Source organism: Centipeda felix, from assembly GCF_900186465.1.
GTDB classification, from domain to species: Bacteria; Bacillota; Negativicutes; order Selenomonadales; family Selenomonadaceae; genus Centipeda; species Centipeda felix.
The window spans coordinates 227,536-250,755 of record NZ_LT891959.1; the positions used below are offsets into that span (position 1 = coordinate 227,536).

Annotated in this window: 18 protein-coding genes, 1 other RNA gene and 1 riboswitch; of the genes, 1 reads left to right on the forward strand and 18 read right to left on the reverse strand. The window is 58.4% G+C overall.

Annotation, left to right across the window (positions count from 1 at the left end; all coding sequences use genetic code 11):
- Positions 1 to 99: 99 nt before the first annotated feature.
- The 17 genes from hslU to C1713_RS12080 form a co-directional block, all read right to left on the reverse strand.
- The gene (gene hslU / locus C1713_RS08520) at positions 100 to 1,497 is read right to left on the reverse strand and encodes an ATP-dependent protease ATPase subunit HslU (RefSeq protein ID WP_009442560.1); all 1,398 of its coding nucleotides are present in this window, start codon (positions 1,495 to 1,497) and stop codon (positions 100 to 102) included.
- The gene (gene hslV, locus C1713_RS08525; RefSeq protein ID WP_061943534.1) at positions 1,494 to 2,033 is read right to left on the reverse strand and encodes an ATP-dependent protease subunit HslV; all 540 of its coding nucleotides are present in this window, start codon (positions 2,031 to 2,033) and stop codon (positions 1,494 to 1,496) included. The genes hslU and hslV overlap by 4 nt, the downstream gene beginning before the upstream one ends.
- Positions 2,030 to 3,352, reverse strand: a complete 1,323-nt coding sequence (trmFO, locus tag C1713_RS08530) for a methylenetetrahydrofolate--tRNA-(uracil(54)-C(5))-methyltransferase (FADH(2)-oxidizing) TrmFO (RefSeq protein ID WP_009442562.1) — start codon at positions 3,350 to 3,352, stop codon at positions 2,030 to 2,032. Before trmFO ends, hslV begins: the two co-directional genes overlap by 4 nt.
- Positions 3,349 to 5,679, reverse strand: a complete 2,331-nt coding sequence (gene topA / locus C1713_RS08535; protein WP_170950808.1) for a type I DNA topoisomerase — start codon at positions 5,677 to 5,679, stop codon at positions 3,349 to 3,351. The genes trmFO and topA overlap by 4 nt, the downstream gene beginning before the upstream one ends.
- Entirely contained in the window at positions 5,642 to 6,733 is a 1,092-nt protein-coding gene (gene dprA / locus C1713_RS08540) for a DNA-processing protein DprA (protein ID WP_102493649.1), read from the reverse strand. Before dprA ends, topA begins: the two co-directional genes overlap by 38 nt.
- Before the next feature lie 192 nt (positions 6,734 to 6,925).
- Positions 6,926 to 7,588 carry a C40 family peptidase gene (locus C1713_RS08545; protein ID WP_009442565.1) on the reverse strand — a complete coding sequence of 221 codons (663 nt, stop codon included), beginning with the start codon at positions 7,586 to 7,588 and terminating at the stop codon, positions 6,926 to 6,928.
- A 36-nt stretch (positions 7,589 to 7,624) separates the two neighbouring features.
- Positions 7,625 to 7,983, reverse strand: an RNA gene (gene rnpB / locus C1713_RS08550) — RNase P RNA component class A.
- 147 nt (positions 7,984 to 8,130) lie between these two features.
- Entirely contained in the window at positions 8,131 to 9,063 is a 933-nt protein-coding gene (locus tag C1713_RS08555) for a dihydroorotate dehydrogenase (protein WP_009442566.1), read from the reverse strand.
- Entirely contained in the window at positions 9,053 to 9,838 is a 786-nt protein-coding gene (locus C1713_RS08560) for a dihydroorotate dehydrogenase electron transfer subunit (RefSeq protein ID WP_102493650.1), read from the reverse strand. The genes C1713_RS08555 and C1713_RS08560 overlap by 11 nt, the downstream gene beginning before the upstream one ends.
- On the reverse strand, positions 9,810 to 13,037 hold the full coding sequence (gene carB / locus C1713_RS08565; protein ID WP_102493651.1) for a carbamoyl-phosphate synthase large subunit: 3,228 nt from the start codon (positions 13,035 to 13,037) through the stop codon (positions 9,810 to 9,812). Before carB ends, C1713_RS08560 begins: the two co-directional genes overlap by 29 nt.
- A gap of 4 nt (positions 13,038 to 13,041) precedes the next feature.
- Positions 13,042 to 14,115, reverse strand: a complete 1,074-nt coding sequence (gene carA, locus C1713_RS08570; RefSeq protein ID WP_061943555.1) for a glutamine-hydrolyzing carbamoyl-phosphate synthase small subunit — start codon at positions 14,113 to 14,115, stop codon at positions 13,042 to 13,044.
- On the reverse strand, positions 14,112 to 15,404 hold the full coding sequence (locus C1713_RS08575) for a dihydroorotase (protein WP_102493652.1): 1,293 nt from the start codon (positions 15,402 to 15,404) through the stop codon (positions 14,112 to 14,114). The genes carA and C1713_RS08575 overlap by 4 nt, the downstream gene beginning before the upstream one ends.
- Positions 15,405 to 16,352, reverse strand: a complete 948-nt coding sequence (locus tag C1713_RS08580; protein ID WP_061943561.1) for an aspartate carbamoyltransferase catalytic subunit — start codon at positions 16,350 to 16,352, stop codon at positions 15,405 to 15,407.
- A gap of 282 nt (positions 16,353 to 16,634) precedes the next feature.
- A complete protein-coding gene (locus C1713_RS08585; protein ID WP_102493653.1) occupies positions 16,635 to 18,035 on the reverse strand; it encodes an MATE family efflux transporter in 1,401 nt (466 codons plus the stop codon).
- Between the two features lie 27 nt (positions 18,036 to 18,062).
- Positions 18,063 to 19,355, reverse strand: coding sequence for a nitrogenase component 1 (locus C1713_RS08590; RefSeq protein ID WP_102493654.1), 1,293 nt, complete (start codon positions 19,353 to 19,355; stop codon positions 18,063 to 18,065).
- Positions 19,348 to 20,655 carry a nitrogenase component 1 gene (locus tag C1713_RS08595; RefSeq protein ID WP_102493655.1) on the reverse strand — a complete coding sequence of 436 codons (1,308 nt, stop codon included), beginning with the start codon at positions 20,653 to 20,655 and terminating at the stop codon, positions 19,348 to 19,350. The genes C1713_RS08590 and C1713_RS08595 overlap by 8 nt, the downstream gene beginning before the upstream one ends.
- Positions 20,645 to 20,800 (reverse strand): hypothetical protein, encoded by a 156-nt coding sequence (locus tag C1713_RS12080; RefSeq protein ID WP_157040604.1) that lies wholly within the window; start codon positions 20,798 to 20,800, stop codon positions 20,645 to 20,647. The genes C1713_RS08595 and C1713_RS12080 overlap by 11 nt, the downstream gene beginning before the upstream one ends.
- A gap of 187 nt (positions 20,801 to 20,987) precedes the next feature.
- Here C1713_RS12080 and C1713_RS08600 point away from each other — a divergent pair, with 187 nt between their 5' ends.
- Positions 20,988 to 21,923, forward strand: a complete 936-nt coding sequence (locus C1713_RS08600) for an aldo/keto reductase (RefSeq protein ID WP_245871076.1) — start codon at positions 20,988 to 20,990, stop codon at positions 21,921 to 21,923.
- A gap of 111 nt (positions 21,924 to 22,034) precedes the next feature.
- A riboswitch (molybdenum cofactor riboswitch) is annotated at positions 22,035 to 22,185 on the reverse strand.
- Positions 22,186 to 22,331: 146 nt separating this feature from the next.
- On the opposite strand, the gene C1713_RS08605 is transcribed toward C1713_RS08600, so the two are convergent.
- Positions 22,332 to 23,204: a shikimate dehydrogenase gene (locus C1713_RS08605; protein WP_102493657.1), complete on the reverse strand. Its 873-nt coding sequence runs from the start codon at positions 23,202 to 23,204 to the stop codon at positions 22,332 to 22,334.
- Between the last annotated feature and the right edge of the window lie 16 nt (positions 23,205 to 23,220).

Below are 23,220 nucleotides of genomic sequence, written 5' to 3' on the forward strand. Positions count from 1 at the left end.
ACGGCCTGGACTCATCCAAACCGTTCTTATCGGAAGCACGGATAAAGTGAAGTCCGTCAATCGTGATGGCGTGGCTGAGTTTATCCGTGCTTCCTGTTGTCAGAGAATAAATCGCGATACGTCGTGGTCGCCGGCGATGTCCGCGAGACAACGGTCAACATACGCCGCGTCGATGACGACCTCCTTCTCCGTGAGATCGGGCGCGTCAAAGGAAAGCTCCTCCAAGAGTTTTTCAAGCAGCGTGTAGAGGCGTCGTGCGCCGATGTCCTCCGTCTGCTCATTGACGGTCTCCGCCAGCTGCGCAAGGCGGCTGACGGCATCATCTGCAAAGCGCAGAGAGACGCCCTCCACGCCGAGCAGCGCACTGTACTGCTTGATGAGTGCGTTGCGCGGCTCGGTGAGGATGCGCTCGAAGTCCTCCTTGACGAGCGACTTCAGCTCGACGCGAATCGGAAAACGCCCCTGCAGCTCTGGAATGAGGTCCGACGGCTTCGCCGTATGAAATGCCCCCGCCGCAATGAAGAGCACATGATCGGTCTTGACGGGGCCATACTTCGTAACGACCGTAGAGCCCTCCACAATCGGCAGGATGTCACGCTGAACGCCCTCACGCGAGATGTCGGCACCCGCACTGCGTCCATTACTCACGGCGACCTTATCAATCTCATCGAGGAATACGATGCCGCTGTATTCGGCAGCGCGCACCGCCTCCTCGGCGACGACATCCATATCGACGAGTTTGTCCGCCTCCTCGGCCGCGAAGATCTTGCGTGCCTGTGCGACTGTCACCTTGCGCTTGTGACGGTTTTTCGGCACGAGCTTCCCGATCATGGACTGGAGGTTGTCGCTCATCCCCTCCAAGGAGGAGCCGGCAAACATATTGCCCATCGGGCGCGCGGATTCCTCCACCTCGACTTCGATGACATCATTTTCGAGCTCACCGGAGCGCAGCCGCTTGCGCATCCACTCACGTCCCGCCTGATACTTCGGCGGCTCTTCCTTTTTCTCCTCCGGCTCATCCTCCTGCGAGGAGAACAGGCTGCCGAGCGGATTTGTCGACTTCTTTGGCGGTGGAACAAAGACATCAATGAGACGCTCCTCTGCATTCTCCTTTGCCTTGTCCTCCACTTCCTCAATCTTCTGCTGACGCACCATCCGCACGGAGGTCTCGACGAGATCACGCACGATGGACTCCACGTCGCGTCCGACGTAACCAACCTCGGTGAACTTGGTCGCCTCCACCTTCAGAAATGGCGCACGCACGAGGCGCGCCAGACGGCGGGCAATCTCCGTCTTGCCGACACCGGTCGAGCCGATCATGAGGATGTTTTTCGGAATGATGTCCTCGCGCATATCCGCATCGAGCTGACGGCTCCGCCAGCGGTTGCGCAGAGCGATCGCGACCGAGCGCTTCGCCTCATGCTGACCGACAATATACTTGTCGAGCTCGGCGACGATCTCGCGCGGTGTCTGTTCGTTGACTCCGATCTGACTCATGATTCCAGTACCTCCACCGTGATGTGATGATTCGTATAGACGCAGATATCCGCAGCGATCGAGAGAGACTCCTTTGCTATTGCGGGTGCATCCAGCGCCGAATGCGCCACGAGAGCACGTGCCGCCGCAAGGGCAAAGAACCCGCCTGAACCAATCGCCGTGCAGTCACCATCCGGCTCAATGACCTCGCCGTTGCCGGAGATCATGAGGATGCTGTCCTGATCCGCAACGAGGAGAAGTGCCTCCAGTTTGCGCAGTACCTTGTCCGTACGCCAGTCCTTCGCCAGCTCCACGGCAGCGCGTTGGAGATTGCCGCTGTACGACTCCAGCTTGACCTCGAACTTTTCAAAAAGAGTAAACGCGTCTGCGACCGAGCCCGCGAATCCCGCGAGGATTTTTCCATGATAGAGACGCCGCACCTTGCGCGCGTTCGCCTTCATGATCGCACGCTCGCCGAAGGTCACCTGACCGTCGCCCGCGATGGCAACCTTGCCATCCTTTTTGACCGCCACAATGGTTGTTGCATGAAATGTCACAGTGTCTCTCCTTCCAGAAAGTGCTCCAAGTCCTCCAATGCACGCTCTGCCAGCATCCTTTTTTTCTCCGGTTTACGCGTGCGGCGCGGCAAGTCCGCGAGCGGTGGGAGCAGCCCGAAGTTGATGTTCATGGGCTGAAAGTGTTCTGGATCACAGGTCGTGATATAGTGTGCGAGTGCGCCGTGGCAGGTACTGACGGGAAATACGACAGGTGATTCCCCCTGTACCAGCCGCGCGGCATTTTTCCCCGCGACAAGCCCCGATGCGGCGGACTCGACATAGCCCTCCACACCGGTCATCTGCCCCGCAAACAGCAGGCGGTCATCTCCCGTGTACTGGAACGTCGGACGCAGATGCCGTGGTGCACTGATAAAGCTGTTGCGGTGCATCACACCGTAGCGGAGGAACTCCGCCGCTGCCAGCCCCGGAATCATCTGAAAAACACGCCGTTGCTCCGGCCACTTGAGATGGGTCTGGAATCCGACGATGTTGTAGATCGATCCCGCTGCGTTGTCCTGCCGCAGCTGCACCACAGCGTATGGACGCTCCCCCGTCACGGGATGCTCAAGGCCGACGGGCTTCAGCGGACCGTAGAGGAGTGTATCGCGCCCGCGCGCTGCCATGACCTCGACCGGCATGCAGCCCTCGAAGAAAATTGCTTTTTCAAAATTATGTGTCTCTGCCGCCTCCGCCGTCGTCAGTGCCTGCCAGAAGGCATCGTATTCCGCTTCATTCATGGGGCAGTTGATGTAGGCGGGCTCGCCCTTCCCATAGCGCGAGGCGCGGTACGCCACATTCATATCAATGCTGGAGAAGCTGACGAGCGGTGCCGCTGCATCATAGAAGTACAGCCCATCATCGCCAAGCAGGCGACGTATCGCCTCCGCAAGCTGCCCATCGGTCAGTGGTCCGGAGGCGACGATGAGGACGCTGTCATCCGTGGAGGGCAGCTCCGTGATCTCCTCGTGATGCACATGGATCAGTGGATGCTGCACAATGCGCTCCGTCACATAGGCGCTGAACGCCTCGCGATCCACCGCCAGTGCGCCGCCGGCAGGAACAGCCGTATGATCTGCCGCCTGCATGATGATGGAGTTCATGCGGCGCATCTCCTCTTTGAGCACGCCGACGGCATTCATCAGCCCCGCCGCCCGCAGGGAGTTGCTGCAGACGAGTTCCGCAAAGGCATCCGTCTTATGTGCCGGCGAACGGCGCAGCGGACGCATCTCAAAAAGCTCCACGGCAATTCCTGCTTCAGCCGCCTGCCATGCTGCCTCGGCACCAGCAAGTCCGGCCCCGATGATGCGTACGCCGCTCACGAGCGTGTCCCCTTACGCGCACTTGTCTTTCGTTTCGTTGCCGGCTCCTTTGCCGCAGCATCAGTCTCCTTCGTCTTTTCAAGGGCTTCCTGTGCACGCTTTTTCTGGCGCGCCAGTTCCTTTTCGATGGGGCTGCCGATACGCGAAGGGCATGCCCCGTTGCTGCAGTAGAGAATGGCGCGCCCCGTACGGTAGCGATGCTTCTGCATAAAGGCACCGCAGGTCTTGCAGGTCTCCTTCTGGGGCTCATCCCACGTTGTATAGTCACATTCGGGATAGCGGTCGCATCCGAAGAACGCGCGCCCGTGTCGACTCTTTCGCTCGACGATCCGCCCGCCGCACTTGGGACACGCGACACCCGTGTCGCGCAGGAGCGGCTTTGCGTTGCGGCACTCAGGGAAGCCGGGACACGCAAGGAACTTGCCAAAACGCCCCTGTTTGACGACCATCATGCGGCCACACTTATCGCAGGGGATATCGGTGACCTCCTCGGGGAGTTCCACCGTACCGATGGCATCCTCCGCCTTTTTCAGCGTCTGTTCAAACGGTTTGTAAAAGCTGCCGAGCAGCTCATTCTTGTCGAGCGTCCCATCAGCGACACCGTCGAGTTCTCCCTCCAGATTCGCCGTGAACTTGACATCGACAATGTTCTTGAAATGCTCCTCGAGCATATCCGTGACGATAAAGCCCAGCTCCGTCGGACGGAACTGCTTTTCCCGCCGCTCCACGTAGCCGCGCTTCTGGATGGTCTCGATGATGGGCGCGTACGTGCTCGGACGCCCAATCCCCAGTTCCTCGAGGGTCTTGACGATCGACGCGTCGTTGTAGCGCGGCGGCGGCTCGGTAAAGTGCTGCTCGGGATTCAACGCCCCCAGCGTCAGAGGATCACCATCCACAAGGTCGGGCAGGAGCGTGTCCTTCTCCTTCTTTGCTGTTTCCGCCCCGACATAGACAGCGGTATAGCCCTTGAACTTCAGCTTTGATCCATGCGCGCGGAGGCGATAGTCCCCTGCTGCAATCTGTGCCGCGATGGTGTCGTAAACGGCGGCAGACATCTGACTGGCGGCGAACCGCTGCCAGATGAGCGTATAGAGACGGAGCTGATCGCGGTTCAGGTAGTTCTCCACCTCTGCGGGCGTACGCAGGATACTCGTCGGACGGATTGCCTCATGTGCGTCCTGCGCCTTCTTCCCCATCGCGTAGACATTGGGACGAGATGGAACATACTCCTTTCCGTACTCCTCACTGAGAAAACTGCGGGCCTCATCCACGGCGAGATTTGAAATGCGCGTCGAGTCGGTACGCATATAGGTGATAAGACCGGTCGCACCGTGACGCCCCAGAACGACGCCCTCATAGAGCTGCTGGGCGATCATCATCGTGCGTCCCGACGTAAATCCAAGCTTGCGCGCCGCATCCTGCTGCAGGGAACTGGTCGTAAAGGGCGGCGCAGCTTTCTTCCTGCGCTCACTGCGTTTGACCTCCTGCACGGAAAATTTCTGCTGTGCCAGATCATCCGTCAGTGCCTTCGTCTCTGCCTCGCTGTGCAGGGCGAGTTTCTTGCCGTGCGCATGGGTCACCTCGGCGATAAAGGCGTGCTTATCCTTTTTCAGCTTCGCCTCGACCGTCCAGTACTCCTCGGACTGAAAGGCCTCGATCTCGCGCTCACGATCGCAGATCAGGCGTACCGTGACCGACTGGACGCGTCCGGCAGAAAGCCCCTTGCGCACCTTGCGCCAGAGGAGCGGTGAGAGCTGATAGCCGACAATGCGGTCCAGCATGCGTCGTGCCTGCTGGGCATCGACCTGCGCCATGTGAATGGGACGCGGATGATGCACAGCCTCCTCAATCGCGGGCTTCGTAATCTCGTGAAAGACGATGCGGCAGTCCGTCGCAGGGTCAACGCCGAGAATGTGTGCCAAATGCCAAGCGATTGCTTCCCCCTCGCGGTCAGGATCGCTTGCCAGATAGATTTTATCGGCATCCTTTGCCTCTTTTTTGAGCGCACGGATCAGGTCCCCCTTGCCGCGCACATTGATGTATTTCGGCTCAAAGTTATGTTCCACATCAATGCCGAACTGACTTTTCGGCAGATCGCGCAGATGTCCCATCGACGCACGAACGGTATACTGTTTGCCAAGGTGCCGCTCGATGGTCTTTGCCTTTGCAGGAGACTCCACAATCACCAGAATTTTTTTCTGTGGTTTTTTCCCTGCCGTTTTCGCTGTCTTCGTTTTCTTCGCTGTGCCGGCTTTCGCCTTGCGGGCAGATGCTTGCGTCGCCAATCCGTCAGTTCCTTTCGGCACGCCGATAGGCGTGCATTTCATTCTCTATGATAACGCCCTTCAGCTGCATTTGCAGGAGAAGGAGCGGGAGGCTCGTTGTCGTGCTCACGGGCAGACTGTCGATGATTTCGTCCATGGTCAGCGCATGATCGAAGGAGAGCACCTGATAGACGTGTGCCTCTTCCGGTGTCAGCTGTGCGCGGGTAGAGCGCCGCTGTGGTGCGGCGAGATGCATCTCTTCGAGAATTTCACGCGGAGATTCTACCAGACGTGCCCCTGCACGGATGAGGTTATGGCAGCCGCCGCTCTGCGGCGAATAGATGCTGCCGGGAATCGCATAGACTTCACGTCCCTCGCTGAGTGCCATCTCAGCGGTGATCAGAGAGCCGCTGCGCCGTGCCGCCTCAACGACAAGCACCCCCTCCGCGAGTCCGCTGATGATGCGGTTACGCGCAGGGAAGAACATGGGTAGCGGCTGTGTCCCGGGGGCATACTCGGAGAGGACTGCCCCGCCCGCCGCAGCGATCTCCGTCAACAGGCGGCGGTTCTCGGGCGGATAGGCAATATCCACGCCACAGCCAAGGACCGCAACCGTCCGTCCGCCGCGCAGTGCACCGCGATGCGCACGCGTGTCGATCCCGCGCGCCGCACCGCTGACTACAGTGACTCCCGCCGCCGCGAGATGCTCCGCAAACTCGAGCGCGGCAGCCTCCCCATAGCCTGAGAATTTGCGCGCACCGACGATGCTGATGCGCCGTGCGTCGGGCAGAAGTGTGCCGCGATAGTAGAGCACGAGCGGCGGATCAAAGATCTCTCGCAGAACGAGCGGATAACATTCATCCTCCATCGTCACCATCGACACATCAGCGCGTCGGCAGTCCTCCGCGATGCGTTCCGGCAGATTAGGATCCCCCTGTATGTGCCGTGCAAGTGCGTCGGCAGCAGCATCCGTGAGGGCTCCTGTCGCACGCAGTTCTGCGGCGGTCATCGACCATACATCCTTTGCCGCAGGACATACCTTTTGCAGCCGCTGCATACGAACGCTGCCCACCTGAGGACAGCGCAGAAGCGCCGCCAGATACCACCGATCTTCCACCTTCTACACGCTCCTCATCTTACCTAAATTTAGGAAAGAATGCAACTATCTTCTATATTATTATCGTGGAAACAGCTCATCGCCAAAGACATAGTAGACCATCAGAAAGATAAGCAGAAGTAAGAAAATATCCGCCATCCGAACCGCTCCTATCAAAAAAGAGGGGCTGAGCCCCTCTCAGATTCTGCATCATCACATCACGCGACGTGCACCGATATAGCATGCGCCCCAATAGCCGCCGTACAGGTTATCAATTGCGACTCCACGGCTCGACGAGGCATTGATGAAGTTGCCATCACCGAGGTAGATGCCGACGTGCGACGGACCATAGTCATACGTGGAGAAAAAGACGAGATCGCCGGGAACCATCTCTGCTGACGAGACTGGATAGCCGACCTCATACTGCGCATCTGCCGTACGCGGGAGATAGATCCCTGCATTGGCAAAGACGTAGCGGACAAAGCCGGAGCAGTCGAACCCTGCCGGTGTCGTTCCGCCGAACGAATACGGCACACCGAGGTACTGCATGGAGTCCGAAACAATGCGGCGCACGAAATAGTTCGAGCCGCGGCTAACCTGCGGCATCGCCTTTCCGAGAAGAGCCTCATAGGTTGACGGTCCCACAAGACCATCCACAGCAAGGCCGTGTGCTGCTTGGAACTCCTTGACTGCCTCCGCCGTTGCCGGGCCGAAATCACCATCAGCGGCAACATCATAACCATAATTAGAAAGCTGACCTTGAATCTCGGCAACATCCGTTCCCTGATCACCGATCTGGAATGACTCTGCGCTCGCGATTGATGCGGAGCAGAGAAGCATAGCGGATAACGCAAGAATCTTGATTTTCTTTCGCAAGCAAACACTTCCTTCCACAAGTGCACAATTACATTGGCTACGAGAAACCAATAAGCCGAGTTCTGTTCCGCCCCCAAAAAGGCGGTGACAATCATTTATCTGGGACACCTGTTGCCAGGCATCTCAAGCGACACTACCCGGAAGGCCGACGGGCCGCCGGAAATCCTTCCCTATTTGGTCTTGCTCCATGTGGGGTTTACCGAAGCCGGCCGGTCACCCGACCGCTGGTGCGCTCTTACCGCACCTTTCCACCCTTACCGACAATGTCGGCGGTTTAAATTTCTATGGCACTGTCCCTGAGGTCACCCTCGCTGGACGTTATCCAGCACACTGCCCTATGGAGCTCGGACTTTCCTCATCTGCTGAAACACAGACGCGATTGTCTTGGTCTCTCATACCAACGGGGAGATTATACCACATCTGGGGGAGAGGTGTCAAAAACGCCCCAACGCCTTGTAGGATGCGGAAAGAAACGATTTTATAGGAACAAAGTGACGATTTTGGATCAAATTTCTCTAAAAATTATTGGAAAAATACATCGATTACCATGCTTTTCCGACAATTTCCTGTATATTCGATAGCTGTTTATCGTGCAGATACTGTCCAAGACCGTCACAGATTTTCATCGTAATTTCGGGATCAGCAAAGTTCGCCGTGCCGACAGCGACGGCAGACGCTCCCGCGAGAAAGAACTCCACCGCATCCTGCCACGAGGCAATCCCGCCCATACCGATCACGGGAACACGGACGGCATGAGCCACCTCCCACACCATACGGACGGCAACCGGCTTCACGGCAGGGCCGGAAAGTCCGCCCGTCCGATTGCCGAGAACAGGCTGCCAGCGGTGTATATCAATCTGCATCCCGATGAGCGTATTGATGAGCGATATGGCATCCGCCCCCGCATCTTCTACAGCGAGAGCCATCTCCGTGATGCTGGTCACGTTCGGAGACAGCTTGGCGATGACGGGATGCGTGCTCTCCGCGCAGACCGCACGCACGACCTCTGCCGCCGCACGCGGATCCGTGCCAAAGACAATCCCGCCCTCCCTGACGTTCGGACAGGAGATGTTGACTTCGAGCGCCGCGACACCCGTGACATTTAGCCGTGCGGCGAGTGCCGCATAGTCCTCCACGGAGCTGCCTGAGATATTGACAATGACGTTCATGCCATAGTCTGCGATGCGCGGCAGTGTTTCATGGAGGAATACGTCTGCCCCGGGGTTCTCGAGGCCGATGCAGTTGAGCATCCCCTGCGGCGTCTCCGCAATCCGTACCCCGTCATTTCCACGTCGCGGGAGGAGCGTCGTCCCCTTGACCATCACGCCGCCGAGACGCGCGAGATCGACAAAGTCCGCGAACTCTTCGCCGAAGCCGAATGTCCCGGACGCCGCAAGCACAGGCGTCCGCATCGCAATGCCTGCGACATTGGTGCAGAGCAGCACGTCATACCGCGTCGCAGCGCTATGAGACATTTCCGTACACCTCCTCGGCAGAGAACACGGGGCCGTCCTTACAGACCTTGCGGCGTCCGCTGCGCGTATCCACGGCACAGGAAAGACACGCCCCGAGGCCGCACGCCATGCGGCGCTCCAACGACACCTCACAGGGCAGCCCAAAGGACGCCGCCATCTGAGCGACGCGCTCCATCATGATCGGCGGGCCGCAGACGGCGACAGCATCATAGTCCCCCTCCTGCAAAAGCTCCGGCAGAAGCGTTGTCACAAAGCCCTCCGTCCCGTATGAACCGTCATCCGTCGTCGCGTGAACGGCGCGGACATGGGGACGAAACAGAGCCTCCCAGAAGAGTTCCGCCTTCGTGCGCCCCCCCATCAGTATGGAGGAACTGCCATGCGCCGTCGCAAAAAAGAGAAGGGGCGCCAGCCCCATACCTCCTCCAACAAGCAGTGGATGTCGATACGTGACGTTAAAGCCATGCCCCAGAGGGCCGAGCACGGAGATCATCTCCCCCGCACCCGCCGCAGCGAGGAGCTCTGTCCCACGCCCGACAACGCGATAGATGATGCGGATCGCCCCCTCCTCTGCAGAGGTCTCTGCGATGCCGAGCGGACGCCGCAGTAGTGCTCCGCCATGCGGGACAGTGACTTCAACGAACTGTCCCGGCCGTGCACTGCGGGCAATCGTCGGGGCAGACAGCGTCAGATCATAGATCCCCGCCATCGGGCTCCGCTGATGCAGGACGCGGGCATCCTCACATATCTTAGGCAAGATCATCCCCTCCGCCGACATAGTCCTGCAGTGCGAGTGCATAGACAAGACGCCGCTTCTGCATAAACTCGAGGACGCGGAGCACCTCCCAAGCCGTATCGAGAGAAGTGAGACACGCAATTCCGTGTTCAACCGTGGCGCGGCGAATCTTAAAGCCGTCGCGTGCCGAGTGCTTTCCCTGCGTCAACGTGTTGATGACCATGCTGATGCGCCCGCTCTTGATCATCTCGATGATGTCCGTGCTGCGCTCATGCACCTTGCCGACGATCTCAACGTCGATGCCGAGCGACGCGATGACCTTCGCCGTCCCCTCTGTCGCCGCGATCTCAAAATCGAACTCAGAGAACGCCTTTGCAAGCTGCTTGAGCTCGTCCTTATCCTTATCCGCCACCGTAAAGAGCAGGCACCCCTTGGTCGGCACATTGAGCCCCGACCCGATAATCGCCTTGTAGAGCGCACGGGCATAGTGATAGTCAATGCCCATGACCTCACCCGTGGACTTCATCTCAGGGCCAAGCGAGATATCGACATCCGTCATCTTGGCAAAGGAGAATACGGGGGCTTTGACAGCGACATAGGGACGCGGCGGAACGAGCCCCGAGTGGAAGCCGAGTTCCTTCAGCGTATGCCCCATCGCAACCTGCGTCGCAACGTGAACCATATTGACGTTCGTGATCTTCGAAAGGAATGGAACGGTACGGCTCGAACGCGGATTCACTTCGATGATGAACACCTCGTCATGCGCCACGACGAATTGAATGTTGAGCAGCCCTTTGACATGCAGGGCAACGGCAAGACGCTTCGTATAGTCGATGATCGTGTAGATCACGCGTGCAGACAGCGTCTGCGGCGGATAGACCGCGATACTGTCGCCCGAGTGGACGCCGGCGCGCTCGATGTGCTCCATGATGCCCGGAATCACAACATCCACACCATCGGAAATGGCATCAACCTCGACCTCGGTGCCCTGCATATAGCGATCCACGAGCACGGGATGATCCGGCGTCACCTTGACGGCACGGCTCATATAGTCGCGCAGCTCATCCTCATTGTAGACGATCTCCATCGCACGGCCGCCGAGGACATAGGAGGGGCGAACCATGACGGGATAGCCGATGCGCGCAGCACCTGTGACAGCATCGTCGAGATTCGTCACGCTGATGCCTTCAGGACGTGAAATCTCCGTCTCTGTCAGCACCTCTTCGAATCGCTCACGATCCTCGGAGCGGTCAATATCGTCAACGGACGTGCCATAGACATGCAGGCCGGCGCGTTCAAGTTCAGCCGCGAGGTTGATGGCCGTCTGTCCGCCGAACTGGACAATGATGCCGTCCGGTTTCTCCTTGTCGGCAATGTTCAGCACATCCTCCACCGTCAGCGGCTCGAAGTAGAGACGGTCGGAGATGTCGAAGTCCGTACTGACCGTCTCCGGATTGTTGTTGATGATGATGGCTTCGATGCCCATCTCGCGCAGCGCCCACACGGAATGCACCGAGCAATAGTCAAACTCCACACCCTGACCAATGCGGATCGGCCCCGAGCCGAGCACAATCACCTTTTTCTTGTTCGATACGGCGACCTCGTCCTCCGTCCCGCGGAAAGTGGAGTAGTAGTACGGCGTCATCGCCTCGAACTCAGCGGCACAGGTATCCACCATCTTATAGCACGGCAGAATATTGTTGCTGCGGCGCATCGTGCGGATCTCATCGCGCGTCTTATGGGTGATCTCGGCAATGGAAACATCGGCAAGACCGACCCACTTTGCAGCAGCGAGAAGTTCCGGTGTGAGTGGCTCCTCCGCGAGCTGACGCTCAACATCGGCGATATGCTTCAGCTTATGGATGAACCACTTGTCCACCTTTGTGATGCGCGAGATGTCGTCCACGGACAGCTTGCCGCGGCGCAGCACCTCCGCCATGACAAAGATGCGCTCATCGTTGATGAGGGCAAGCTGTTTTTCCAGACGTTCATCATCCCAGTCGGCAAAACGTTCCAGATAGAGACGGTTCACGCCGATCTCGAGGGAACGAGCCGCCTTGAGAATGGCGCCCTCAAAACTGCGGTCAATGGACATGACCTCGCCCGTCGCCTTCATCTGCGTGCCGAGCGTATGGTCCGCATAGACGAACTTATCGAACGGCCAGCGCGGGAACTTCACCACGCAGTAGTCAATGGCAGGCTCAAAGCACGCCTTCGTCTTCTTCGTTACCGAGTTGACGATCTCATCCAGCGTATAGCCGATGGCGATCTTCGACGACACCTTGGCAATCGGGTAGCCCGTTGCCTTCGACGCGAGTGCCGAGGAACGGCTGACGCGCGGGTTCACCTCGATGACGTAGTACTGATCGCTCTTCGTATCGAGCGCGTACTGTGCGTTGCAGCCGCCCTCAATGCCGAGCTCGCGGATGATCCGCAGACTGGCACTGCGCAGCATCTGATACTCGTGGTCGGTCAGGGTCTGCGCGGGCGCAACAACGATACTGTCTCCCGTATGGACACCGACAGGGTCAAAATTCTCCATACTGCAGACGGTAATGCAGTTGTCGTTCCCGTCACGGATGACTTCGAACTCGATCTCCTTCCATCCCGCGACACTGCGCTCGATGAGCACCTGCCCGATCATGGAGTAGTTCAGCCCCTTGATGACGATGGCGATGAGTTCTTCCTCATTCTCAGCAATGCCGCCGCCCGTACCTCCCATGGTATAGGCAGGGCGAACGATGACAGGGTAGCCGATCGTGTTGGCAAAATCCACAGCTGCGTGGACATCCTCGACAATCAGGCTCTCGGGGATTGGCTCCCCGAGTTTCTCCATTGTCTCCTTAAAGCGCTCACGATCCTCCGCCTTCTCGATGGCATCGAGAGACGTGCCGAGGAGCTCCACACCGTACTCCGCCAGGATGCCCTTCTCCGCAAGCTGAACGGCAAGGTTCAGCCCCGCCTGTCCGCCGAGCGTGGCGAGAAGGCCATCCGGCTTTTCCTTGGCAATAATCTCCGTCAGAAACTCCACCGTCAGCGGCTCGATGTAAACACGGTCGGCGATATTGGTGTCCGTCATGATGGTGGCGGGATTGCTGTTGACGAGGACAACCTCCAGCCCGTCTTCCTTCAATGCACGGCAGGCCTGCGAGCCGGCATAGTCAAACTCTGCGGCTTGCCCGATAATGATGGGGCCGGAGCCGATCACCATGACTTTATTGAGATTTTCCTTACGCGGCATCCTCTCACTCCCCCTTCATCAGTGCCCAGAACTCATCAAAGAGATACATATTGTCGTCGGGTCCCGGCGCAGCCTCGGGATGGTACTGCACCGAGAAGATCGGCAGCGACGTGTGCCGCAGTCCCTCGACGGTATCATCGTTGACGTTCGTATGCGTAATGACGAGCGGTGTCCCCTCAAGCGAGGCGGGGTCAACCGCATAGCCGTGATTCTGCGCCGAGATATGCACGCGGTTCATCCGCAGATTCTTGACGGGCTGATTGCCGCCGCGATGACCGAACTTCATCTTATAGGTCTTTGCGCCAAAGGCGAGCGCGAGCAGCTGATGCCCGAGGCAGATGCCGAAGATCGGCTTCTTTCCCGCCATCTTCTGAATCTCCGCGACGATCTCAGGCACATCCTGCGGGTCTCCCGGTCCGTTGGACAGAAAGATGCCGTCGGGATTCAACGCAAGCACCTCCTCGGCACTCGTATACGCAGGCAGTACCGTGATCTTCGCACCAAGGCGGTTGATATTTTCCAAGATGCTGCGCTTGACACCGAAGTCCAGCGCGGCAATATGCGGCGCGTCCTCCTGATCCGTCTCCATGACATAGACTTCGGGCGTTGTGACCATCGCCACGAGATCGCGCGGCAGCTCCTCCGCCTGCAGTGCAGCGATCTCATCCGGCTCCGTGCCGTCGGGGACGATCACGCCCTTCATCGAGCCCGCAGCGCGGATATGTCGCGTCACTGCTCGCGTGTCTACGTTATAAAGGCACGGAACCTTGCTCTGCGTAAGAAAGTCAATCAAGCTCTTCTCAGACTGCCAATTATTCGGTGCATCGCAGAGCTCACCGATGACAAAGCCGCGCACAAAGGGGCGGCGGGACTGCATAAATTTCTCTGCCGTACCATAGTTCCCAATCAGCGGGTAGGTCATCGTGAGAATCTGTCCGCAGAACGACGGGTCGGTCAGACTTTCCTGATACCCCGTCATGGTCGTCGTAAAGACAACCTCCCCCACCGTCTTTGCGCTGCCGTCCAGAAGCTCTCCCGCATAGGACGAACCGTCCTCCAAAATCAGTTTTCCTCTCATATTGTTATGACTCCGCCCTTCATTACAATATTCCCGTCCACGACCGTCAGCACAGCCTTTCCTCGAAGTTCCCGTCCGACAAACGGCGAGTGACTTCCCCGCGTGTAGAACTTTTTCTCGTCCACCGTCCAGACGCAGTTCGGATCAATGACTGTCACATCCGCCGGTGCCCCCTCGCGCAGCGTCCCTGCATCGAGATGAAAGATGCGCGCAGGCGCATAGGTCATGCGCTCGATCAGCGTCTCGAGCGGGAGCCTCCCCGTGTGGACCAGCTCCGTCATGAGCACGCCGAGTGCCGTCTCAAGCCCAGGGAAGCCGCTCGGCGCATAGATGTACTCGCGATCCTTCTCCTCACGTGCGTGCGGTGAATGATCCGTTACGACCATATCAATCGTCCCGTCAAGCAGACCCGCCAGCATGGCCGCGGTGTCTTTTTCCGTCCGCAGCGGCGGATTGACCTTTGTCGAGCTATCCGATGGATCGACGCAGTCCTCCGTCATCGTGAGATGATGCGGTGTGACCTCTGTCGTCACGTGCACACCGCGCGCCTTCGCCTCGCGTACCAGCTGGACGGCACGCGCCGAGCTGATGTGAGCAACATGGACATGCGCACCCGCATACTCGGCGAGCATGATGTCGCGCGCGACGGCAATATCCTCGGCGACAATCGGACGCCCCTTGATGCCGAGCATCGCACTGCGATGCCCCTCATTCATGGCTCCCTCCTCTACGAGAGAGGTATCTTCCTCATGATTGATGATTGCCTTATCAAACGGCGCAAGATAGTCGTATGCACTGAGGAGAACCTTTGCCGACGGATCGAAGTGACCATCGTCTGAGAAGGCGACCGCTCCCGCCTCAACCATATCGCCGAGCTCCGCCAGCTCCTTGCCCTCCTGGTTCTTCGTCACGGCACCGATGATGCGGATGTGCATGACCGCCGTCTCTTCGGCGCGCTTCTGCAGACTCGTCACCAGTGCCGCCGTATCGACGACAGGGCGCGTGTTCGGCATCGTCGCAATCGTCGTATATCCCCCTGCCGCTGCGGCGCGCGAGCCGGAAGCAAAATCCTCCTTTGCCTCCTGACCGGGCTCGCGGAAATGCGTGTGCATATCGATCAGACCGGGCACAACGACCTTTCCCACAGCATCGTAAATCTCCGCGCCGTCGGCGGAAAGATTTGCGCCAACGGCGCGGATCACACCGTCCTCGACGAGGACATCGGCAACTTCATTTCGTTTGGAGGCGGGATCAATCACCCGTCCCCCTTTCAGCAGCAACGCACGCATTCAGGCCTTCCCTCCCATCAGTACCAGTGTAAAGAGCGCCATCCGTACGGCGACCCCGTTTTTAACCTCCTCCTGGATCCGCGACTGTACGCCGTAGGCGACGGACTCGGAGATCTCCCATCCCTTATTCATCGGGCCGGGATGCAGCACGAGAGCATCCTCCTTCGCCAGTGCGAGCCGCTCCTCACTGAGCCCGTAGATGCGCGCGTACTCACGCGTCGACGGGAACAGCCCGCCCTTCATGCGCTCGAGCTGTATGCGCAGCACCTCGACTACGTCAGCCCCCTCAAGAGCATCCTCCACGCGGTCATGGATCGTGACGCCCTCCTCCTCACACAGAAAGCGCGGCAGGAGGGTGCGCGGTCCCGCGATATGGACATCCATCCCCATCTTTCGCATGCCCTGAATGTCAGAACGCGCCACACGGCTGTGCAGAACATCACCGAGAATGGCAACCTTCAGCCCTGCGAGTTTCCCCTTGTTTTCCTCAATCGTATAGAGATTAAGCAGGCCCTGTGAGGGATGCGCATGCGCGCCGTCCCCCGCATTGATGATGACGGGAGAGACCGCCTTGGCGGCGTAGGCAGCTGCGCCCTCAGCTTTATGCCGCATGACAATGGCATCCACGCCCATCGCCTCGATCGTATAAAGCGTGTCGCGCAGGCTCTCCCCCTTCACGATGCTCGATGCGCTCGCCGTGATGTTCACCACATCGGCGCCCAGATACTTTCCCGCCAGTTCAAATGACGTCCGCGTCCGCGTGCTCGGCTCGTAAAAAAGCGTCACAATCGCCTTCCCGCGCAGTGCGGGCACCTTCTTAATGTCACGCCCGACGATATTCTTCATCTCGCGTGCCGTACTGAGAACCAGACGGATCTCCTCGGCGGAAAAATCCTCCAGACCGAGCACATCCCGTCCTTTGAGCGACAACTCCTGTCCCATGTGCATCCCCTTTCAACAAAAAAGCCTTCTCACGCCGAAAGAAAGGCATAAGAAAGCTTTGCATCCAAAATAAACTCGAATGACCGCGTCGAATATTTCATTGAAAACTCCCTTAAGGCCTCACAGGACCTCTTAAAAGGCAATATAGAGAAGAGTGCATCAGCACTCACTTTCTTTTTTATCATTATACGAGGTCATGACAAAAAAAGCAATGGAAAAATCGCGGGGGCATTGTGTTCTTAGATTGTAAACGCAATCCCCAAAACACAGTAATCGCATACGATACTTTTATCTCTGTTCCAGCACTTCCCCCCGCTCCATGCGTGTCAGCTGCTGCCAATGCCGGTACATCGTTGACATAGCGAGGACGAAGGCGAGGATCTCGGCGATGGGGCCCGCGTACAGTGCGCCGTCCAGCCCAAAGATGCGCGGCAGGAGGATGAGCAGCGGCAGGAGGAAGAGACCCTGCCGCGAGAGGGAGAGTGTGAGCCCCGTTCGCACGCTGCCGATCGCCGTGAAATAGTTGACGGTGAGCGGCTGGACGCCGCTGATGCAGACCATCATCAGATAGATGCGCAGATATTTTTCGGCAAAGTCAAAATAGAGCTCCGACCCGCCGCCGAAGATGGCGGTGATTTGGCGTGGAAAGAGCTGAAAGACCAAAAAAATCGCTATACTTAAAAGCAACGCAAAAACAAGCCCCTTGCGATAGGTCTCTTTGATGCGCCCGTAGTTCTCCGCCCCCATATTAAAGCTGAAGATCGGCTGACACCCCTGCGCCAGGCCGACGGTAAAGGCGATCAGCACACTGTTGAGTTTCGTGACAATCCCCGCCACAGCGAGCGGAATATCCGCACCGTAGACGCTCGGCGCACCGTAGTGCGTGAGGATATTGTTGAGCGTAATGCCGACGGTCATCATGATGATCTGATTCAAAAAGTTCGACAGCCCCAGTTTGGCGATACGGAGCATCTCATGCCTCCGCATCCGCAGCATGGAGCGCACGATCAGAAACGCCTGAAAGCGGGAAAAATAACGAATACATACGAGGAATGAGACGATCTGCGCCATGACGGTAGCGAGCGCCGCCCCCTCCATTCCCCAGCCGAATCCGAGCATGAAGAGTGCATCCAGCAAAATGTTCAGAACGGCTCCGCTGACCATACACCGCATCGCATAGGACGGCGCGCCATCCGCGCGGATGAGCATACTGTTCGCCGTGAAAAAGAGGAGAAACGGCAGTCCGCATGCCGTAATTCCGAGGTAACGCTGTGCATACGGCAGAACGTTCTCCGTCGCTCCGCAGAGCAGGAGCACAGGTGTCTGGAAGATGAAAATAAGACCGCCGAGCAGGATACCGAGCACGGCGGACATGACGAGCCCCGTGCCGACGTAGCTGCGTGCAGCGTCCTGCGCCTTTTCCCCCATAAAGAGGTTGAAATTTGCCGCCGTCCCGATGCCCACGAGCTGCGCCAGTCCCGTGGAGAGAATCACGATGGGAAAGGCGGTATTCGTCGCGGCATTTCCCAAGATGCCGACCGTATGCCCGATGAAGATCTGATCCGTGATGTTGTAAATCGTATTGACGAGCATACTGACGATGGCGGGCAGGGCAAACTTTCGAATCAATCCGCCCACGGGCGCAATGGCAAGCGGATTCTCCTTTGGTGTCACAATGGATTCCGTCATAATGCTCTCCTGACTAGCGCGGTATCGTCATTGGTTCTTCCATGCGCGGACAGACAGTTCACGCCGCAGGACGCTCCCGTTCCAAAGCGCGTCCTCCATACAGCGTGCGCCGCGCAGCCCCATAAAGGGAAGATCGGAGAGCAACAGGCGATCCACAACAGGATAGGCGACGGGCAGATAGAGCATTCGGCGAGGGTCGGCGTACACGGACTCGCTGCTGCTGCCCATGAGCAGCCCGTGCTCCATCGCCGCAAGGAGTTCCTGCGCCCGCGCCGTATCCGTCTCCGCCAGCCGCTCATCGGCGATTGCTGCACCAGCCTCATCTGCTCGTAATACTGCTGCAACAGCAAGGTGGCGTACATCCGCCCACTCTGTACGCAGTGCCTGCGCCATCCCCCACGCCGTCGTACGCGGCGCACGAATGAGCACTGTATCAAAGCACAGCTCTCCCCACGTATTCTTGAGATCGTTAATCCGCAGGAAATCCCTGCGCTCCGCCGCATGGATCTCCGCCATCGCCGCCGCCATCTGCGGAGGCGGCAGTACGGCACAGATCTCCTCCAGCCATCGCCGCGTTCCTGCTCGTCCGTAGGGAGGCAGCGGAGCAATATAGGGCATACCGCAGCGTTCCTCGAGGTACTCTGCCGCCGCCAATCCGAGCTCGTCATGCACGACGATGTTCAGCTCCGCCTGAGCGAGAGAATCGACATCCTCGGGGCGCATGCCGCAGCCGAATACATGGCGGACTTCATAGCCTGCCCTCGTCAAGAGGCACACGAGTTCCCGTGCATCGTTCTCCCCGTTGTAGTAGGAGGAGGTCATGCCGATGAGGTTGACGCCCCGGCGCACGGATGGCTCCGTCGCCCGAAGCAGCACCTCAAGCGCCGCACAGGAAGCGCGCCGCCATCCATCCGCAAAGTTCCCGATCAGTCCGCCGCTGTCAAGGGAAACAATGGGACAGGTCACCCCTGCGGCACGTACAATCGCGCCGACATCGTCACCGATTAGGCTCGCCGAACTGCCGCTGATGACAGCAAGCAGCGCAGGCGGATGCGCAATATACGGCTGAAGCGCCTCGCGCAGATACGCCTCTGCACCGAACACAATCGCATCGTTATCGAGCTGTGTGCATTGCATTCGATGCGAGATATCGCTCTGCGTCTGTTCGATATGCCGCTGTGTAAAGAGATAGCACCAGAGCGGCCCATTGACGATGACCGCACAGCCCTTCATACCAGCAAAGAACGCCGCCGCCCCCGTCAGCGCGCAGCTCTCCATCCACATGGACATATCGTCAAAACTGAGATTGCCCTCATCCATAGATCAGCCCTCCCCTCTCAATATGCCGATAGAGTACGTGCTCCATATCCTCAATCAGCTGGCGCTCCATCGCCCAGCCGACCGTGGGCAGCTTGCCGAGCAGAATCTGACGCAGCTGCACATCCACGAGTTCATGTGTCGTAAAGGCAAAATCCACTGCGTGCAGCAGCTCCTCGCTTGTGGGATCGTCTGCGTCGAGAATCGGCGCGTCGGTACATTGGTGCAGTCCGTCCTCTACCCCCGTCCGCTGTTCGGCAGTAAAAAGATCGAGGAGGATGATGCCCGCGAGACGCACTCCTGCCTTTTCGATCAGCCGCAGGAGGATCTCTGGCTGCAGCCAGTGCAGTTCCCGCCCGACGACGAGCACGGTGCGCCGCCCGTTGAGCATCTCCCGCGCACGGACGAGCACGCGATCAAATGCCTTTTTCTCGCGCTCTATGACCTTCTCTGCCGCTGCCGTACGCCCACAGCATGCCGCGATGGCGCGCAGCCAATGCGCAGTCTCCTCCGCACCGCCCGCAAACGCATCGGCAAAGTACGGCGTGCCAAAACGCGCATGGATCTCCTGTGCAAAGGAAATCAGCATTTCCTGTTTCTCATCCGACATCGCACTCCCGAGCACAACGAGCAGCTCTGCCTCCGGCACCGCCTGCATCTCATCGAGCGGCATGTAGGTTGGGAACTGCCCCGCAAGATGCAGCCCGATCCCTTCGAGCAGCCGCTTCAGCTCCTGCACATAGGCACTGTAGAGCCCGCCGTAGTCACCGAGGAACACGACCGTCCCCCTGCGCGTCTCCTTGGGCGGCTGCATAAAGCGTTCCACCAGCACACGGCCAACGGACAGGTAGCCATCGAAGGACACATCATCCAAAAAGCCGCCCGTCGGAATGGCGATGATGGGCAGACCGAGCTCCGCCTCCATCCCCTCCGCCGCTGCACGCGTATCATCTCCGATGATGCCGCTCACGCACGATCCGCCGATAAAGACCGCACGCGGATGATATTTCTCTGCAGCATAACGCACGCACGCGCGCAGGCGCTCCACCGCACCGAACACCGCATCGTTCTCGCCGATTCCGCTCGTGAGAAGCGGCACGGGCGACGGCGGCGCATACGTCTCCGCCCCGACCATGCGATGAAACGTCCCGACATCCTTTTCGCGCACGACATGAGCACAGGAACGCGGACTGTGAAAGATCACCAACGCGCCGCGCGCGTACGACAGCGCCCACCAGACGGCAGGCATACTGCAGCTGCACTGGGCACGCCGCACACCGGCGCGCTTTACCTCAATCCCCATACTGCTCCACCCTGTCCTCCAGCTCCTCGACGACGCTGAATGGTTCGTTCCGATCAATGTCCTCCGCCAGCTTTCGATCACCCTGCGCCTGTATGGAATCAGGAGCATAGGCGATAAGCATCTGCCGGAACGCAATTTGTTTCAAGCTCATCTCTCCTTACTGTCTTTTCATATAGAATACCACAACGGCACGAAAAATTCTGTGCGTTTTGCGCCATCCGCCCATGGATATAATGCTCCATCATTTTGCCGAACACCGACAACTTATGGTATACTATCGATAGAACAACACAGAGAAAGAATGCAGCACAATGGGAATGGGAGGACTCACAATGACAAAACTGCCAAAGATCGCACTCGGCACATGGGCATGGGGCAACGACGGCACGTTCGGCACGGCATACACGGAGGATCAGCTGCGCCCCGTCTTTGATTCCGCTATGCAGCATGGGCTGACCCTCTGGGACACGGCTTATGCATACGGGATCGGCACAGCGGAGAAGACACTCGGCGCATTTCTCAAAGGGCATGCACGCGACTCCTTCCTCCTCTCGGATAAGCTCACACCGCAGTGCATGGATGAGTCATTCGCCAATCCTGTCGCGGATATGTGGGCCGTGCAGAAAAAGCTGCTCGGTACAGACAGCATCGACATCTACTGGGTGCACAACGCAGCCGAGGCACCACAGTGGATCGAGCGCCTTGCCGCATTCTTCGAGAAAGCGGAACATACGCCCATCATCGGCGTATCGAACCACAACATAGGACAGATCGAGGAGGCCGATACAGTCCTCCAACATCATGGACTGAAACTCGGCGCGGTACAGAACCACTTCAGCCTGATCAACCGCTTCTCCGAGGAGGCTGGCATCCTTGACTACTGCCGCAAGAAGGATATCCCCTTTTTCTCCTACATGGTGCTCGAACAGGGCGCGCTCACAGGTCACTACAGCACGTTGTATCCGATGCCGGCGGACGCGGCGCGCGCAGCAGTCTACAACCCGATCATGGACAAGATCGACACACTGAACCTCTCGCTCAAGCTGCTTGCAGACAAATACAAGGCGAACATCGCCCAGATCTCCATCGCATGGGCGATCGGCAAGGGCACGGTCCCTATCATCGGCGTGACCAAGGAACATCACGTCACCGATGCACTGCGCGCGACAGAGATCACACTCACTGCTGAGGAGATCACCCTCCTCGAGAGCACGGCGGACAAGCTCGACTTTGACATCATCCGCGACTGGGAAAAAGAGATGGTATAGATCAGTACAAATGCAAAAAGACTGCGGTACGAGGTATATCCCCGTACCGCAGCTTTTCTTTTATACAACAAAAAATCCCCGGAAATCCGAGAATTTGCACACAAAAAGAGCAGCCATTCTGCCGTTTTTCCTTTGCAGTGCAGAGTATCTCTGCGGGCAGGGAGCGGCGTTTCCGCCTGCTCCCCCGTAACTGCATGCCACAATCAGACCGCCGTACCATAGCGTATGCCACAGGTACGGCGGTTTGAAAAACATAGCGCGTAAATTGCTTACTTAGTATAGTATGAGAATTGCATTAAATCAAGAGAATGTTGAAATACCGCTGACATCCGACCGCATGCCGACTCGTACCGTCAGCGGCAGTGACCGAAAAAGCTGCAAACAGTCCTCTGCAACGACAGAAGAGCTTCATGCACCTTCCCTCCGTGCAAGTTCCTCGCTCAAAGCGCGCTGCATGAGATCGGTGTTCGGGCGGACGCCCGTCCAGAGATAGAATGCCTCCGCGCCCTGCATGACGAGCATGGTCTCACCGTTGATCGTCGTGCAGCCATGCGCCGCCGCCGCACGGAGAAATGCAGTCTCGGCGGGGGTATAGATGAGATCGTAGACGGCGGCAGACGGGCTGATTGCCGCAGGATCCACAGGCGGCATTGCATCCGTCTGCGGGCTCATGCCGATCGGCGTGGTCTGCACGACAATGTCTGCCGTACAAAGCACATCCCGAAAGTGCGGATCGTCAAAGCAGTACACGGCAAGTGTGCCGTCTGCCGCAAAGTCGGTGCAGAGCGCCTTGCCTTTTGCGAGATTCCGCACACCGATGCACACAGAGGATACGCCGCTGCGCAGGAGTCCCCAGAGGGCGGCACGTGCTGCACCGCCCGCGCCGATGAGGACAGTGCGTTTTCCCGCAAGCCCAATCCCACACGCGGCAAAGCCTGCCATAAAGCCTGTTACATCCGTATTGTGCCCTGTCATTGTCCCGTCTGATGCAATCACGACGGTATTGACCGCCCGAATCCGCTGTGCATCCTCGCTCAGCACATCGAGGAGTGGCATAATCTCTGTCTTGAACGGAATCGTAACGTTGAACCCTGCCACACCCGCGTCGCGCAGTCCGCATACCGCCGAGGCGAGTGCCTCGCGGTGCACGGGAAACGCCGTATAAACATAGTCCAATCCTGCCTCATGCAGTGCCGCATTCTGTATGATCGGCGACAAACTGTGTGCAATCGGCGCACCGATCACACCCAGTATTTTTGTTTTCCCCGTAATCACGTGCATCCCTCTTATCTTTCCC